Genomic DNA, 15,782 nt, shown 5'->3' with positions numbered 1-15,782 from the left:
GGAGAGGACGGCGACTGTCCCAAAGAACGTCTTAATCGTTTTCCGACCGTTCGGTCGGCCGCAACACCGGGAACAGAATCACGTCACGAATCGATTTCTGGCCGGTCAGGATCATCACCAGGCGATCGATCCCGATCCCCAGCCCGCCGGCTGGCGGCATCGCGTGACGCAGGGCCCGAATGAAATCGTGGTCCATCTTGGCCATCGATTCTTCGTCGTCCAACCCTTCCAATTGCGTTTCAAACAGTTTCAGTTGCAGATCGGGGTCGTTCAATTCGGTGTAGGCGTTGGCCAGTTCCATCCCATTGATGAACAACTCAAATCGTTCCGCGATCGCCGGGTTGTCTCGCTTCCGTTTGGTCAGCGGACAGATGCTGGCCGGGTAATCGATCACAAAGATCGGACCTTCCAGTGTGTCTTCAACCTTCTCTTCGAAGATCTCGTTGCGGATCACATCGGGGTGTTTGTGTTCCGGATCCAGCCCCAGTTTCTTGGCGTACTCGATCACCGCCGCGTCATCGCTTTCGTCGATCCCGGTCGCTTCTTGGAACAGCTCGGCATAGGTGGCGCGCTTAAACGGCGGCGTAAAGTCAATCGTCTTGCCGCCATATTCACGTTGATAACCGCCACCGATCGCTTCGATCGCGTTACAGATCACCCGCTCGGTCAAATCCATCATCGACGAGTAGTCGCCGTAGGCCTGGTAGACCTCCAGCATCGTGAATTCAGGATTGTGGCGCGGGCTCAGACCTTCGTTGCGATAAACGCGACCGAGTTCATAGACGCGTTCCATGCCCCCGACCATCAAACGTTTCAGGTGCAGCTCGAGGGCGATTCGCATGGTCAGCCCCATGTCGAGCGCGTTGTGGTGCGTTTCAAAAGGACGTGCCGCAGCCCCCCCGGCGACCGTGTGCAGCGTCGGCCCTTCGACTTCGCAGAACCCGTCGGCATCCAGGGTCGCACGAATTGATTTGATGATCCTGGTTCGATCCAGGAACGTTTCCATCGTGCCGCTATTGAACGCCAAATCCGCGTATCGCATCCGCTGTTTGAGTTCGGGGTTGGTCAACCCGGCGTGCTTTTCCGGCGGCGGCTCGAGCATCTTGGTCTGGAATGTCAACTTTTCGGCAAACACCGTCAGCTCGCCCGTGTTGGTACGCCCCAAGCGACCTTCGGCGGCGATCAGATCCCCCAGATCGAACAGTTTGGCCAGTGCGAAATCGTCCTCGCCGACTTGCTTTTTACCAATGAAAATCTGGATCGAACCGGTCCAATCTTTGATGTTCAGAAAGATCAGCTTGCCAGCCGGCCGGGCCAACATGATGCGACCGGCGACACGGACCATCGGCCCAATCTCTTCGCCGGGGCCGTTGTCGGATTTCCACTGGCGATAGTCGACGTCGTCGGATTCGACATCGGGCAAATCGAGCAGCTCGCCGTCTTTGGTTTGAAACTTGATTTCCGCGGCCCGTTTGCGGCAATCGCCGATCAGCGTGCGGTCGTCAAAACGCGAGCCATAGGGATCGATCCCCAGCGCTTCGATTTGTCGCAGTTTTTCCCGGCGCGCCACTCTCGGATCGGTCGGATCACCGTCGTCGGGAGTTCCATTTCCGTTGCCGCCGTCTGGGTTCTGATTCATCTTGACTGCTAATTGGGTTGGAAAATGCCGCGGAAACCAACCGGATTTCCGACGCTTTGGGGGCGAATTGTCGAGTCGAAAGCAGATTTTGACAAGGCGAGCGCCGGCGAGTTGTCTTGACCTGGATCGCGACGGTCGGCTAATCAGACGGTTCGTAACTCATTTTCGCCGTCATCCTGACGCCGCGACATGGCCCTGTTTCCCTCCCGCCAACGATCGAATCCGAGACCTCCATGCATCGTTTTCTCGCCCTCGCCTTGTTCCTATTTGCCGCCAGCCTCGTAACCGCGTCGACCAACGCATCGGCTGCCGAAGTGGTCCATTTCCAGTGCAAGGAATGGAAAGCCAAACACATTCATGACGCCAAAAAGGCCGACACGATCGCGGCGACCCTGAAAAAGCTGGGCTGTGAAGTCAAAAAGGAACAGCACAACGGTCACATGGACGTCAAGTACCGCTGCCCCAAGGAGCGGACGCTGCCGGTCAAAACCCACGCCGAAGCGGTCAAGTGGGAAAAATGGTTCAAGGAATTCGGGTTCAAGGTCTACCACACCCACTAAAATAACGTGGCAATGACGGCGTCCGAAAGATTCACGCGTCGACCGCCACTTGCCCTGAACCCGAAGTGTGATTTACACTTCTATTTACACCGGCAGCGGCCCGCAACACCGCCGCCGGCCGATTCAGGAGGATAAGCGAATTGGCAAGCAGACTGATTCGAAATCAGTTGCCGGGCAACCGGTTGCGGGTTCGAGTCCCGTGTCCTCCGCTTTCGTTATGACACCTCGGAAACCACCGTGTTTTCGAGGTGTTTTTCTTTGGCACACCCCTGTGCGCCAGGAGCGTGTCATAATTCCCGCCACCACTCCAGGGCGTTCCTTGGAACCGGTACCCTTATCCCGATCTCATTGAGGTGCATCTTTCATGGCTTCGTCAATTCTCGCGGAAAAACTGCACGAGTATCCCCAGCAAGATGTAATCGACGGCGCCGGCGGAGAATCGGCTTCGATCCTGGATGACTGCCTGAACAGTCACGGCGGCGTGTTGCAGCTTCTGCACCGTTACGCCGGCAGAACCTTTTGCACGCCAGGCAAACGACTTCGCCTTGATGCCAAATCGTACTATCCCGACTACATGGGCGGGACGGGGCTTGATGAACTGTGGATGTGCTGCACGGTGCCCATCGTGACCGGTGTCATCGATACGCGCACGAACAAGGCACCGTTTCGCGAAGGCGAATCACACGTCCTCACTCCGAATGGGCAAGTCATCTCGCTGCAGGATTTGATCGTCGCCAATCCCGATGCTGTCATGGGTGAGAAGATGACGGCCTTTTCGAAATCGCTGTTCGGCGATCCGACTTGGCCGATCGTGTCAAAGAAGTTCGACAATCTGAACCCGATCCCGCACCACCTTCACTGGTCGAAATGGGAAGTCTATGACATCAATTCATTCGACAATCCCGGTGTCAGTGCGTCGCACTATCACACGACGGCAATGGGGTTGTACTCATTCGTGACGAAGGAGCAGTTTCTTGCCTGCATGAAGCGTTTCGGAAAAGGCGAGTACAACGGTGTTCGGCATTTGTCGCCGCACACGATGATGCACATCGACAACGGCTTCGTGATGCCGAACGGTGTGCTGCACTCGCCCACGGACCTCTGCACGCACGAGCTGCATGTCACGATGGATGAACACTTCCTGGCCGAGGACCTGACCCTTGACGGACGTATCGGAGCAGCCGATGCGTTCTATGCATGCAGGGAAGAGGATTATCCGAAGGACCGGCACGAAGACTGGGAGTACCTGGTGGAAAAGCTCGACTTCCAAGCCAACCAGGACCCGGACTTCGTCCTGAAGAATTCGCGTCCGGCAATCACCGCCGAAGAATTCAGCGGCGACGGTGTTGACGCCAAGTGGATCGTCTACGGTGATTTCCTGGGCGATCAAAAGTGCTCGATTCTGCGACTCACCGTCGAACCTGGCGGGAAGACGAATTTTTGTCCCGAGAGTCCCGCGCTGTTCCACACTAACGGCGGAAGTGGCCGTGTCGGAAAACTCGAGGTGCGATATCACCAAGACATGATTCTTGGTGAGATCTATCCCGAGATCGGATTCATCACTCAGGCGGCGCTTTCCGGCGGCGGGGTGGAAATCGAGAACACGGGTACCGTACCGCTCGTGTTGACCTTCGACTTCCCGCAAAACGCGCATTCCAAAACGCCTGGTGCCGCCGTGACGAACTAGCACTCCGCCACAACTCCGCTTCCTGGTCGTGGACGCGGCGACGCGTCCATACGGCTTGTATGCTCGCGGGGACTCCTCCCGTCGTCCACGACCGCCTACCCGAATATTGATGCGAGACAGAATGCGAGTGCTTCGACAACGTGATCAAGCGCAACCCGGAGCGGGCTTGGTTATTCTGGCAAGCAGCTCATTCGCCAACGGCTAACCCGCTACGTGCGTTTTCCTGCGATCCACCGCGGCGGAATGGACTCGGCCCCATGGTCAAGCCAGTCGTCGGCCGCTTGATCACATTCAATCAACCCCCGTCCCCTTTTTCACTTCCGATGAGAGAGAACTGACTACAACGAACTCTTGAATCGCAGTAACCGGTTCTTGGTTCGCGCGGTGGCACGCGAGAACGGCTGTCCGCTATCCACGATTCGGAAATTGTGATTCGAGATCGGCCAAAATACGCCGGAGATTACTAATCTCGCATGACCCGAGTTCGGAGTCCGCAGCGACGTTTTTACCTAACATCCGCTGAGCGAATTGAATTTGTCCAATTAGCTTGCCTTGTGTCTTAGCGTCCTCAAGCTCCGAGAATCGATCCTTCGCCTCTTTGGCTCGGTCGTCGTAGATCAGGCGTAGTTCGGGGCTTTTGGCGATCATTTCCAGGATCTCCGTTGCTTTGCAAAAGGCCGCATCGGGAAGCAGTTGCCGTAGTTCGTCGGGATCTCGGTTTTGAGACTCTGTCAGAAAGTACACCCAACGCTCGAAAGCGTCGGCATCCGCGAGATCTGCCACATCCACATGATACTTTGATAATTGGATCAGGTGTAGCTGAATTTGGTCACCGAAGGTCAGTGAATGGGCGGCGTCGTGCAGGGCGAACCGGAGATGGCCGAATTTGACTTCCTTGAACAGGGGCTCGGTCATAAAGCAGATACTGATCGCCGGACGAAGCTCCCCATATGTCGTCCCTTCGTTCATTTGCCGCGAGAAAAGCTCGGCTGTATAGAAAACGAGTCGATTACGGAGTTCGCCTGGAATAGTCGTTTGCACCTCGATCACGTACCACGCACCAGCGGAATCTCGTGCTTTGACGTCGACGATCGACAGCTTGTCATCCTCGAACATCTTGTCGTTATACGGATTGAGGATTTCCACTTCCTCGATCGGGTACACCGACTGGAGCACTGCGTTGAGGAGATGAATCAGCAAGTCTGTGTTCTCAAGACTTCCAAAGAGAAGTTTGAAAACGAAGTCGACAGTTGGGCGGATTCCTAGCGGCATCGGGAGACCCTCGAAGGGGAGACATTCGGGACGAAATAGGCTCGCCAATTCGCGAGCCTGTGTCCAGGCGGTAGGTCAATCATGGATTGGAATCGTCATTCTTCGATGGTTTGTCGCCATCCGGATGCGTGTGGTCATACATTTTTCGCAAGTGACCGAGTGTGACATGGGGGTAACGTTGCGTCGTTTGCAGGCTTTCGTTGGCCGAGGAACAAATAGCTGCCGCTGATTGAGCGAGCGTTGGCTGGGCGGACTTCATTGATGCGACGGTCGATCCAAGCGAACGCCGTGGTGCTGATTGGCGACCAGCGAGGCTTGTCGCCTTTGCCGTGACCGATGACCAGCAGTTTGCGGTCGCGGTCGATGTCGTGCAGCGACACCGTTGACAGTTCGCTGGCGCGGATCGCTGACGAGTAGAACGTTTCCAGGATCGCTCGCTTGCGGATACCGAACGGTTGGGTGGTGTCGGAAACGGCAAGGATCGCGTCGAGGTGAACAAGGTCCTCGCGCGATGCCAGGATGTTGACTTTCAGTATCATAGTGTTGTTGTTCCGTTCGAGCCCGCAAACTCGGTAACGGCCATCATCACGGATGAAGGTGATTGAATCGTTTTCAATCTACAGTGAATCGTCCTGTTGAGCCTTCGTGTGATTCGAGTATTTCGTGGTTGTGCCTCCTGCTGAAACCGTGGCGAGCGCCACCGGCTCAGTTCCGCACCCGATGACCGACGCTCGCAGCGTCCCTTCGCCGATGGTGATGTCGTCGGCCTTGGCTTTGCGGTCGATACGGCGGCCGAGGATGCCGTGAGGTTGCCGTTGAAGTCTTCGGGGATAACCGATGGGATCGATGTCATGGTCATTGATTGGGTCCGGTGAATCTGCGTGTCTCAGGGCTGACGTGAGAGAAAGTGGCGAGTCGCGAGCGGCGAGCGACGAGTTGGAAAGGCCCGCCGTGGTGCTCTGCCCTGATGACGCGACAGATTCTCCTGCTTGTCAACGAGGTAGTCGGTCAACCGCCACGGAAGCCCGAAAACCGCTTCGGGATCAATCGGTAAAGTCAACGCACTTGGTGTTAACGATCGCACGAGCGCGTTTTTCGCCTCTCGCCTTCTCTCGGACTCACGCCGCAGGGTACCGGTGACGGCGTCAGTCCGGCTCGGCGAAAGGCAAAAAACGTGGGGGAAGAGTCGCTTCGTGTGTTGACGGGGTTTGGCGGTGCGAAGAGACCATCGAGCGGCCCGAGAGCCTGTCGGTAATTTGCAGCAGGCTTTGGCCGGACAGACAAGCTGCCGGATCGAGTGGGGTGGGGTGTCTCGTTCCCAGCTTGGTCGCCTGAGGCTCCCGCGCGGTCACTTGCGCCCTTCTAGATGCGGACTCGGCTTCGTGCCTCGTCTGTTCTTATCGGGGCTCCGCCGTCGGCTACGGCGATCCTCGCTCGGAGTAGTCTTGTATTCACGGGTGATGGTGTGTCCGACCTAAAAGCCTAACGCCTAAAGCCCTACCGCCTCACCTCGCTCGGCGCTACCCTCATCCTTTGGTCGCTGGTATCGCCTTCGTCAACCGTCGGCTCCACTCGGTCGGTCCCTCCCTCACTCCGGTCGTCGAACGATGGCCCGCTCCTTCACGCCGCCACCATCATCACTCCCATTCTCCCAACTTCTCCACTCCCAACTCCCCCTCTTTCTCCCCCGCTTCCTGCCATCGCTCTCCGACGGACATCCTGTCCCCGACGGGTTTCAATCGACGGGCATCCTACCCGCCGTGCCTACGGCGTTCTTTCGTGGGTGGAGGTGCGCGGTCCGGCATCGTGCCAAAGACATCGGCGGTCATCGTGACCGCCAGCGGCAGAAAATCTGGCGGGCCCTTCGTTGCGGCGGAAATCGACAGGGTCCTGTGTTCATGTCAATCGTCCGCCGCTTGATCATCAGGTTCGTGTGTCAATTCAACCCCCGTCCCCTTTGTTTCGTCTTGAAATACCCTCCAGTTTGGTGCGGAATCACAGATGCCGATAACCCACGGAAGTAATCCTTTGGGGGAAGGTGAGTGTCGTATTCTGGCATTTGGTCCAAGTAGTCAAGAGTCTGGAGTGGCACGCTGTTGCTGTGCGTTACCGGCTTAAGCTCGTAGTATCTTTGCATGGACGTATCAACATAATCGGGCTTCAGGCCTCGCCGATGGTCACCAGGCGAAAACATACCTGGAACCAGAGTCCCGATCGTCTTTCCAACATTCGTTTTTCCGTAACGTCGTTCCACCCAGTGCGAGAAATGGCGATGGGCAGACATGCCTTTGCCGCCTGGAGTTAAAAAGTCAAATTCGTCATACGGCTCAACTTCCAGGCCCGTCGGATCTACACCCTGTATCGGATCCCCATGGACATAGGCGTACTTATGCAGCGACTGCGGGTCCTGCATGTTGCCCGCAAACGGATCCAGTCGGTTGAACCTTCCATTCGCTGGGTCGTAGAAGCGGGCGCGGAGATATTGCTGCTGGGCCTTGGCGTCGAAGTGTTCGCCGGAGTAGCCGAGGGAAGAAAGTCGGGAGGTGGGAGAGAGGGAGTTGGCAGTAGGACCGTGTAACGCGATTATCTCGCCGTAGGGGGCAAAGGTGAAGACTTGGGCGATGGTCGCGGCGGTTGCCGCTAAGTCGTAGAGGACTCGGACGCTACCGTGGCCGTCATGACCGAAGACGTGGGTTTCGTCCGTCGTACCTTGGCCGTCGTCGGTTACGATTCGCTGGGCGATCTCATCGTGTCCGAAGGTGTAGTCGATCGTTTTGAGGGCGACCATTTCGCGGGGGGCGTTTTCTTGGCTGGAGTCGGTGGAAGAGCGACGGACCCTCTCTGGCGTTTGCTCACTGCGAAAACGCCGTCTCTCCCTGGGGGAGAGAAGCCGAGTTGGCTGCCAAATCGCTCAGTCATGCATTGGACGTCGCGTGCGGTCAGGAGGAACAGCTGGAGGCGACGGTTTTACACTCGGGGGCTTGCGAGCAGTTCGCGAATTTGGTCGATGCCGGGTGGTTTGACCAGGTGTTCGTCGAAGCCGGCTTGTTTCGATTTTTCGCGATCGTCTTGTTGTCCATAACCGGTCAATGCGACCAGCCTGCAAGGCGTCCCGGTTTCGAGTTGCCGGATCTGGCGTGCGATTTCGTACCCGTCTTGTCCTGGCAACCCGATGTCCATGAAGACCAACTCCGGCTGGAATTCAACAAACAGCTTGATCGCCGAGGGGCCATCGCCGGCCGTCTTGACTTCGTGGGGGCCCAGTTTCTCGAGCAGTTTTTCCATCATGAAACGCGCCGCACGGTTGTCGTCGACGGCCAGAATCCGAAGCGGCGCGTCGGCCGGCAGATGGGTTTGCACCGCGGCGCCGGAATCGGCGGTCGGTGCGACACAGGTCGGCAGGTTGAGCGTGAAGGTCGTGCCGCGCCCCAGCCCCGCGCTGCAGACGTGGATTGAACCGCGATGCATTTCCACCAGGTTTTTGGTCAGCGTCAGGCCGATCCCGAGCCCGCCTTGGGCGCGATCGAGCGCGCGATCGGCCTGAGTGAACAGATCGAACACCTGGGGCAGCAAATCACTGTCGATCCCGATCCCGTTGTCTTTGACGGCCAGGGTCACTCGATTCCCGTCGCTGTCGACATTGATGGAAATCTCGCCACCGGGATCGGTGTACTTGCAGGCGTTTTTTAACAGGTTCTCAATCACCTGAATGATCCGCACCGAATCGGCGTTGATCCAAATCGGTTCGCAGGGCATGTTGATTTCAAAGTGGTGCCCTTCGGTTTCCATCGTTTCCCGCAACGTGTCATGGGCTTGTGCGATCAGCGAGGCGAGCGCGACGGGTTGCTTTCGCAGTTCGACTTTTCCCAACATGATCCGGGAAACATCCAGCAGATCATCGACCAGTCGGACCAGATGTTCGATTTGCCGCTGCATCATTGCGATGGTGTCGCGATGCTGGGTCTCCGAAAGTGACAGCAAGTCCAGTCCCGAACGAACCGGTGCAAGCGGGTTGCGAAGTTCGTGCGACAGCATTGCCAGAAACTCATCTTTCCGCCGATCGGCTTCCTTGAGTGCCTGAGTTTGTTTGGCCAACCCGTCTTGAATCGCTTGCTTGCGAATTCGCAGCGCGATGCTGTTGGCGACCGACCCCATTGCGGTGGACACCGACTCGCTTAAGACGCGACGGGCGAACATGCCGATTACGCCGACCGTAGTGTGTCCGTCAACCAACGGATACCCGACGAACGCAACGATCCCTTCACGCCGGGCCCAATCCTTGTCGTGAATCGCCGGATCGGAGAGGACGTCGTTGGTGATGTGTGCTCGCTGCTCTTGAGCGATGCGCCCGATCTTGTAGTCTCCGAACCGGATGCAGCCGTGTGTTCCATCCAGATGGGTGTACAGACCGCTGCTGGCGACCAAGTTCAGCGACGTGCCTTCTTCGTTGGCCAACCAGATTCTGGCCAGCGCACCATCGAGTTGCCGGACCATCAATTCCGTACAGTCTTGCAATGAATTGTCAAGATCATGGTTCCCGACAAGTGCCAGCCCGATGTCACGTCCGAAAGCTGCGATGTCGCGTTCGATGCGAAGCTGTGCTTCGACGATTCGCCTGCGTGAAACCTCGCGATGCAACTGCTGGACTTTCTCGTTCAATGCCGTGAATTGTTTCAACGCAGCGGCATGCTCCTGCAGACGTAACAATAGGAAGTAGCTGGTCCCGTTGTTGATACGATGGGCGCTCGCACGCAGCGGTTGGTCTCGGCACTGAAACTTGAGTGTGCCGAGTGTGCCCTCGGTGGTTCGCCTGGCCAGACGGAACCATTCGTCCAGATCAGCGTGCGGTTGGGCCACAAAGTCCTGTAATCGGTGTTGCAGCACGTCGGATTTTTTCTGCCGCCCCATGGCCTGGACCGCCAGACGATTGGCGCCGACGATGACGCCACCGGGTGAGAGCAACACGAGCGGGTCGCCGAGTGTGGATGCCAACGCTTCGAACGATTCAGGCGTCAATGGTATCACCCGAATCAGTGTCATCGCCAAAATACTCGCGCCCGTCGGCGGCATCGGATTCGGCCGTCGGTTTTAAGTACACCACCACGCGACACCCGGAATCGCCACGGGCGATCGCCTGCTCGATCACAACTTTGGCGTAACCGAGATTCGTAGACGCAATCACGCCAAAGACGTTGGAGGTCATCATGCACAGCGCGGGTCGGTCGCGGACTTTGTCCCCGAAGGGGCAGACGCGGTTGCCCAGCACGATCTTTTCGTCGTCTTGGGAAATGATATAAAAATCACCTTCGATCCGCCGTTTCAGGTCGACCAACACCTCGCCCACTTGGCCGGCGGTGAATCGGTCTCGGAAGGCCTGTTCGCGATAGATCTGGTTGATCCGTTCCCCCATTCGCTGGCCGACGATGGAAACGAACCCGGCGGCTTCGTCCAACCCGACGACGTCCTGCAGCGTGCCTGAGAGCTCTCGCAACAACGTTCGCATGAAGTTGTCGCGATCGAGATCGACCGGAAGGCGGTGGATTACCGGAAGCGGCGGTTTCTGGTTCATGGTCCCCTCGCGTCGATAGGTCACGTCAATGGACGCTGCGTTCCATCTTACCGTTCCCGCGTCGCGCTCGCTATCATTCTCGATCGACTCGGTTAAGATATCCCCTTCGGCGCCGTCACCGTTGGTACGCGTGGCGGCTGCCGATCCCGCCTCCCTTCCCCCCCACCTTCGCCCACCGAAACCGTTTACGACGGATCGATTCTGCCTGAGATGTCGATGCACTTTCACTCCCGACGCTGTTTGCCGCTGGGCGCGATCATTGCCCTGGCGATTACCGGTTTCCCATGCACGGGGCAGATGCCCGACGCGATTGCCACGTTGCAAGAGCAGGCCGTGCGAACCAATCAATCCGACTGGGGACATTGGGGGCCAAATCCGGACACCTACTCGAGCTGGAAAAACCACAGCAATCGGCTGATTCCGATTTACACCTTTGGAATCGACCTGAAGTCGGTTTCCGGGGAAAACAGCGTTTACCGCGACCGTGCGGTGTTGGAAAATCTGTACGGCCAAATCCCCGAGAAAACGCACAATCCTGAAGCGGACTACTTTGACCAGACCGATGTTCATCGGCTGCAACTGTCGGCCCTGGAGTCCGGCAAGAAGCGGATCATCCTGTTCGTTTTTGACGGTATGGACTGGGACACGACGCGGGCCGCTGCGATCGCGAAACAGGGCAAAGTCACGTATGCAAGCGGGCGTGGCGACGGATTGGCGTTTCAAGATTATCGGGGAACGACGACGGACTTCGGTTTTTTTGTCACCAGCCCGCACAACGATGGAACCAACGTCAACGTCGACAAGCAAACCGTCACGTCGATCGGCGGCACGGTGCCGGGTGGTTACGACCCCGCCTTGTGCGGCGCCGCGCCTTGGGAACCGATCACCGACGCCGACTATCCGATCGGCAAGAGCAAGCAGACCAAACACGCCTTCACCGACTCCGCCTCCTCGGCGACTTCCATGACGTCGGGCATCAAGACGTACAACGGTGCGATCAACGTCGATCCGCTGGGCCGCGAAGTGCTGCCGATCGCACGCACGCTGCAGCAGCAGGACTTTGCCGTCGGCGTGGTCACCAGCGTTCCGATCAGCCACGCCACGCCCGCCTGCGCGTACGCGAGCAACGTGCATCGCAGCGATTACCAAGACCTGACGCGCGACCTGGTCGGGATCCCGTCCAGCTATCATCCCGGCGGTTTGTCGGGCGTCGACGTGTTGATCGGTGGCGGCTGGGGAACGGATAAGGAGAAGGACGGTTCCCAGGGTGAAAACTTTGTGCCCGGGAATCGATACCTCACCAGAGATGATCTGGCGAAAATCGATGTGGCCAATGGAGGCCGGTACGTGGTCGCCCAGCGTACGCCCGGGACGCGTGGCAGCGAAGTATTGAAAAACGCGGTCGCCCGAGTCGTAACCAGCGGAGAGCGATTGTTCGGCTACTTCGGCGTCCAGGGCGGACACCTGCCGTTTCGCACCGCCGACGGGAACTACAACCCGGTGATCAGTTTCGGCAACCCGACGCCCGAAGCGGCCGAGGTCTACAGTGAAGCCGACTTGCGTGAGAACGTTCAATTGAGCGAGATGGCGATCGCCGCCTTGGACGTGCTCGATGCCCGCTCGGATCAATGGTGGTTGATGATCGAATCCGGCGACGTCGACTGGGCAAACCATTCCAACAACATCGACAACTCCATCGGTGCGGTCCACAGCGGCGACGATGCCTTTGCCGATGTCGTCACATGGATCGAGCAACATGGCGGCTGGGACGAAACCGTGCTGATCCTGACCGCCGACCACGGGCACTACTTTCAACTGGAGCGTCCCGAAGCACTCATCGCTGGACCCAAAACCAACCCCTGAGCTCGCCTTCGCGAAACCCGGTCGCTTGGTCATCGGGATATAATTTGGCGAGTTGCGACTGAACGTCCGGCGCGATTTGTTCCTTCGGGCCGTGGCACATCACGCACTGCATCTGCAGCTTGATCGGTAACAAGGCCGCAGCCGTTTCGTCGGACAAGACGGCGAACACGGGCATGTCGACTTTTTGCTCGACCAAAGCCGTTGCCCACGACGGAGGCTGATTGGCGGGGTTGCGAATCCGAACGCCGGTACGTCCGATCCGAACCCCATGTTCGGCGCCCACTTCATTGGCGATCGTCACCGCTTCCCGGCTGCAGACTTCGATCGCCCCTGCTGGCCCCGTGTCCGCCATCGCTTCCATCAGACGACCGGACAGCCGCGTGAACAACGCGTCCTTGGCGGCAAGCATCGTCGCTTTGGCATCTTCACTCGGCGTCGCCCCCTGAACGATCCGAACCTCCGGTTCGGCGGAGGCTTCGCTCGTCGGTTCGGGTTGTTTTGCCGTGCAACCGAGTGTGGTCCCGGCGAGCAAGGCGGCGGCGGAAATCCACACGCTCGGTGTCGTCAACGTCCATCTGTTTAGCTTCGACGTCTTCACTTTCAAAGCGTCTCCTTGACCGTGTTGGTGTCGCAGTGCCATTGAGGATCGCAGGCTTTCACTGCATTTATATCGCCAGCTAACGAGATGTCAACATTGCCAGTTGATTCGGATCCGTCGGGCCCCAGTGAGTCGAACGCCTTGAACCGGCAGCGAACACGTATAATGGGCCGGGTCGGTTTTGAGAAATCAATGGGAAGCGTTCAACGAGGAGCCAGGACGATGCGTCAAGAAACCCCTTCGGATCAATCCACCGCGGGCGCGGCAACCACCGGAATCGCGCGGCGCCGTGTGCTTCAAGCCGGTGCGGCGTCGATCGCTGCCGGGACACTGGGCGTTAACGCCTTTGCGGCGGCCGACGGGCCGGTCAAGCGAGTCGGGTTGATCGGTGCCGGCTGGTATGGCAAGAGCGATCTGTGGCGATTGATTCAGGTGGCACCGGTCGAAGTCGTCTGCATCTGCGATCCCGACCAAAAGATGCTCGATGAAGCGGTGCAGATCGCCAGCGAACGACAGAAATCCGGCAACAAGCCGTCAACCTATGTCGATTACCGCAAGATGCTTGCCGAAAACCGATTGGACATCGTCGTGATCGGGACGCCGGATCATTGGCATGCCTTGCAAGCGATCGCGGCGATGGAATCCGGTGCGGATGTCTACGTTCAAAAACCGATCAGCGTCGATGTGCTGGAGGGCGAAGCGATGGTCGCTGCGGCGCGACGGCTGGGTCGCGTCGTCCAAGTCGGCACGCAACGAAAAAGCACGCCGCACTTGATCGATGTCAAAAAACAAGTCGTCCAGGCGGGATTGTTGGGCAAAATCGGTCACGTCGAGATGTGTTGCTACTATCACATGCGGGCCAACGGGAATCCGGACGTGATGCCCGTGCCCGATCATCTGGATTACGAGATGTGGACCGGTCCGGCGCCGATGCGGCCGTATGACGGGTTGCCGCACAAACGCTGGTGGCGCACCTTTACCGAGTACGGCAACGGCATCATGGGCGACATGTGTGTCCACATGCTGGACACGGCCCGCTGGATGTTGGGCCTGGGCTGGCCCAGCCGGATTACATCGACCGGTGGCATCTTGGTCCAAACCGAAGGCAAGTCGAACATCGCGGACACCCAATCGGCGACTTTCGAATTCGACGACTTCAACGCCCAGTGGACCCACCGCACCTGGGGCTCGCCGACCGATCCCGACTATCCCTGGGCGTTATTCATCTATGGCGAAAAGGGGACATTAAAGGCCAGTACGATGCGGGCTGACTTTATCCCGCAAGACAAACGCGCCCAACCGATCCACTTTGACTGTTTCTTTGAACGTGAAAAGTACCCGGAAGACCTGACCGAAAAGGACATTGAACTGAACGCCGCACCGGCAACACGTCTCCACATGCTCGATTTTCTGAAGGCGATCGAAGACCGCAGTCGTCCGGTGGCGGATATCGAAGAAGGCCACATATCGACGGCCAGCTGCATCTTGGCCAACCTGTCGATGCGGCTGGGCGGCCGGCCGCTGCAATACGATCCAAAGAACCAACGGGTCATCGGGGACCAGGAAGCGACTGCGATGCTCCGTCGCGACTATCGCGCCCCTTGGCAGCATCCGTTTGTGGGATGAGGGGCTTCGGTGGGGCGTGGTTCTTGGGCAGTTCGGAATACCCGTTTTTGATGAACAGGGAAACGACCTTGGCGTGCTCTTGGAGCAATTTGACGACATAGGGATCCTTGGAGGTTTCCCTCACCAGGACGCCTTGCTCGGTATGCTCCACATCCATCGTGATCTTTTTCGCGTTGGCAAAGATCTCGCGGAACAGCGGATCACGCATGCGGATCGGGTTGACGTTCTCCATGCGGTCATACATCGATTCGACGTGTTTTTGGATGCGTGCCGCGACGTCTTTGTCATCGGATTCGGTCAGCGTTTCGATCCCGTCGGGCAGATTCTTGACGGTTCGCCGAATCGTGTCTTTGTGTTCAATCAGGAAGAAGAAATCTTCGTGGTCGATGTCGTGTTGTGCGTCGTGGCCGTGCCGGCCCCGCATCATCATCCCCTTGCCTCTGGCTTGCATCGGTTGCTTGGCGACCGCGGTTTGGTTTTTCCTCGCATCAGCGCAGTCCTTGCATTCCTGGGGGCACTGGTCGCCGGAACAAAACTGACAGGACGGGGCGTCCGTCTTCGCTGCGTCGGACAACGCCGCGTCTTTCGCGGCCAAACAACATGCCGCTTTGGTCTGCTGGTTCGGTGCCGTGTCGGTGGCACAGGTTTCGTTTGAACAACCGCTCTGGCTGGAACAACACGGTGCGCCCGCCTGAGGAGTTTCGTCGGCAGCGGGAGAGCCTGGATTTTCGGCGGGCGAGTCTGTCAAGACTGCGGCCAACACGATCAACAACGTCAAAGTGACGGACAGCCATACAAGATTCTTCATCGGGGGTTCCTTTTCGTATTTGCCCCGTCGAGCGGAGCCACAGTGGATGGTTGCAATGATCACCATGGCAAGTCGCGTGCCGTTTTCGATCCAAGCGGTGAAGTGGCAAGTCCATTGCGGGTGGAATCCGATCGAACCAGTGTGAATGTCGAAGCGATTG

12 protein-coding genes and 1 tRNA gene are annotated in these 15,782 nt (G+C 58.1%); 5 read left to right on the top strand and 8 right to left on the bottom strand.

Translation table 11 applies throughout. From position 1 onward, the window contains the following. Positions 1 to 31: 31 nt before the first annotated feature. Positions 32 to 1,639: a lysine--tRNA ligase gene (gene lysS, locus H1B37_RS03460; protein ID WP_182865208.1), complete on the bottom strand. Its 1,608-nt coding sequence runs from the start codon at positions 1,637 to 1,639 to the stop codon at positions 32 to 34. Positions 1,640 to 1,872: 233 nt separating this feature from the next. Between lysS and H1B37_RS03455 the strand changes: the two genes are divergently transcribed. The 3 genes from H1B37_RS03455 (at position 1,873) to H1B37_RS03445 (ending at position 3,886) form a co-directional block, all read left to right on the top strand. Further along, positions 1,873 to 2,199, top strand: a complete 327-nt coding sequence (locus H1B37_RS03455; RefSeq protein WP_182865207.1) for a hypothetical protein — start codon at positions 1,873 to 1,875, stop codon at positions 2,197 to 2,199. Between the two features lie 126 nt (positions 2,200 to 2,325). Then, positions 2,326 to 2,408, top strand: a tRNA-Ser gene (locus H1B37_RS03450). A 155-nt stretch (positions 2,409 to 2,563) separates the two neighbouring features. Next, on the top strand, positions 2,564 to 3,886 hold the full coding sequence (locus H1B37_RS03445) for a hypothetical protein (RefSeq protein WP_182865206.1): 1,323 nt from the start codon (positions 2,564 to 2,566) through the stop codon (positions 3,884 to 3,886). A 408-nt stretch (positions 3,887 to 4,294) separates the two neighbouring features. On the opposite strand, the gene H1B37_RS03440 is transcribed toward H1B37_RS03445, so the two are convergent. The 5 genes from H1B37_RS03440 to H1B37_RS03420 form a co-directional block, all read right to left on the bottom strand. Continuing rightward, on the bottom strand, positions 4,295 to 5,158 hold the full coding sequence (locus H1B37_RS03440; protein ID WP_182865205.1) for an Rpn family recombination-promoting nuclease/putative transposase: 864 nt from the start codon (positions 5,156 to 5,158) through the stop codon (positions 4,295 to 4,297). A 134-nt stretch (positions 5,159 to 5,292) separates the two neighbouring features. Next, positions 5,293 to 5,697, bottom strand: coding sequence for a tyrosine-type recombinase/integrase (locus H1B37_RS03435; RefSeq protein ID WP_182865204.1), 405 nt, complete (start codon positions 5,695 to 5,697; stop codon positions 5,293 to 5,295). A 1,397-nt stretch (positions 5,698 to 7,094) separates the two neighbouring features. Continuing rightward, the gene (locus H1B37_RS03430; protein WP_182865203.1) at positions 7,095 to 7,946 is read right to left on the bottom strand and encodes an RHS repeat-associated core domain-containing protein; all 852 of its coding nucleotides are present in this window, start codon (positions 7,944 to 7,946) and stop codon (positions 7,095 to 7,097) included. A gap of 179 nt (positions 7,947 to 8,125) precedes the next feature. Further along, positions 8,126 to 10,198 carry a hybrid sensor histidine kinase/response regulator gene (locus tag H1B37_RS03425; RefSeq protein WP_182865202.1) on the bottom strand — a complete coding sequence of 691 codons (2,073 nt, stop codon included), beginning with the start codon at positions 10,196 to 10,198 and terminating at the stop codon, positions 8,126 to 8,128. After that, the gene (locus H1B37_RS03420) at positions 10,164 to 10,727 is read right to left on the bottom strand and encodes a methanogen output domain 1-containing protein (RefSeq protein WP_182865201.1); all 564 of its coding nucleotides are present in this window, start codon (positions 10,725 to 10,727) and stop codon (positions 10,164 to 10,166) included. Before H1B37_RS03420 ends, H1B37_RS03425 begins: the two co-directional genes overlap by 35 nt. A 210-nt stretch (positions 10,728 to 10,937) precedes the next feature. Between H1B37_RS03420 and H1B37_RS03415 the strand changes: the two genes are divergently transcribed. Beyond that, positions 10,938 to 12,590: an alkaline phosphatase gene (locus tag H1B37_RS03415; RefSeq protein WP_286177365.1), complete on the top strand. Its 1,653-nt coding sequence runs from the start codon at positions 10,938 to 10,940 to the stop codon at positions 12,588 to 12,590. Here the strand turns inward: H1B37_RS03415 and H1B37_RS03410 are convergent. Continuing rightward, the gene (locus H1B37_RS03410; RefSeq protein WP_286177364.1) at positions 12,562 to 13,158 is read right to left on the bottom strand and encodes a c-type heme family protein; all 597 of its coding nucleotides are present in this window, start codon (positions 13,156 to 13,158) and stop codon (positions 12,562 to 12,564) included. The two genes, H1B37_RS03415 and H1B37_RS03410, sit on opposite strands and share 29 nt — an antisense overlap. Positions 13,159 to 13,410: 252 nt before the next feature. Here H1B37_RS03410 and H1B37_RS03405 point away from each other — a divergent pair, with 252 nt between their 5' ends. Continuing rightward, positions 13,411 to 14,814 (top strand): Gfo/Idh/MocA family protein, encoded by a 1,404-nt coding sequence (locus H1B37_RS03405; RefSeq protein ID WP_182865199.1) that lies wholly within the window; start codon positions 13,411 to 13,413, stop codon positions 14,812 to 14,814. Here H1B37_RS03405 and H1B37_RS03400 read toward each other — a convergent pair. Then, a complete protein-coding gene (locus H1B37_RS03400; protein WP_182865198.1) occupies positions 14,738 to 15,622 on the bottom strand; it encodes a hypothetical protein in 885 nt (294 codons plus the stop codon). The two genes, H1B37_RS03405 and H1B37_RS03400, sit on opposite strands and share 77 nt — an antisense overlap. Positions 15,623 to 15,782: the final 160 nt, after the last annotated feature.

It is taken from the genome of Stieleria mannarensis (assembly GCF_014154935.1).
Taxonomy (GTDB): domain Bacteria; phylum Planctomycetota; class Planctomycetia; order Pirellulales; family Pirellulaceae; genus Stieleria; species Stieleria mannarensis.
The sequence above is the reverse complement of the archived record's forward strand: the minus strand, read 5'-3'. Positions and strand labels throughout refer to the sequence as shown.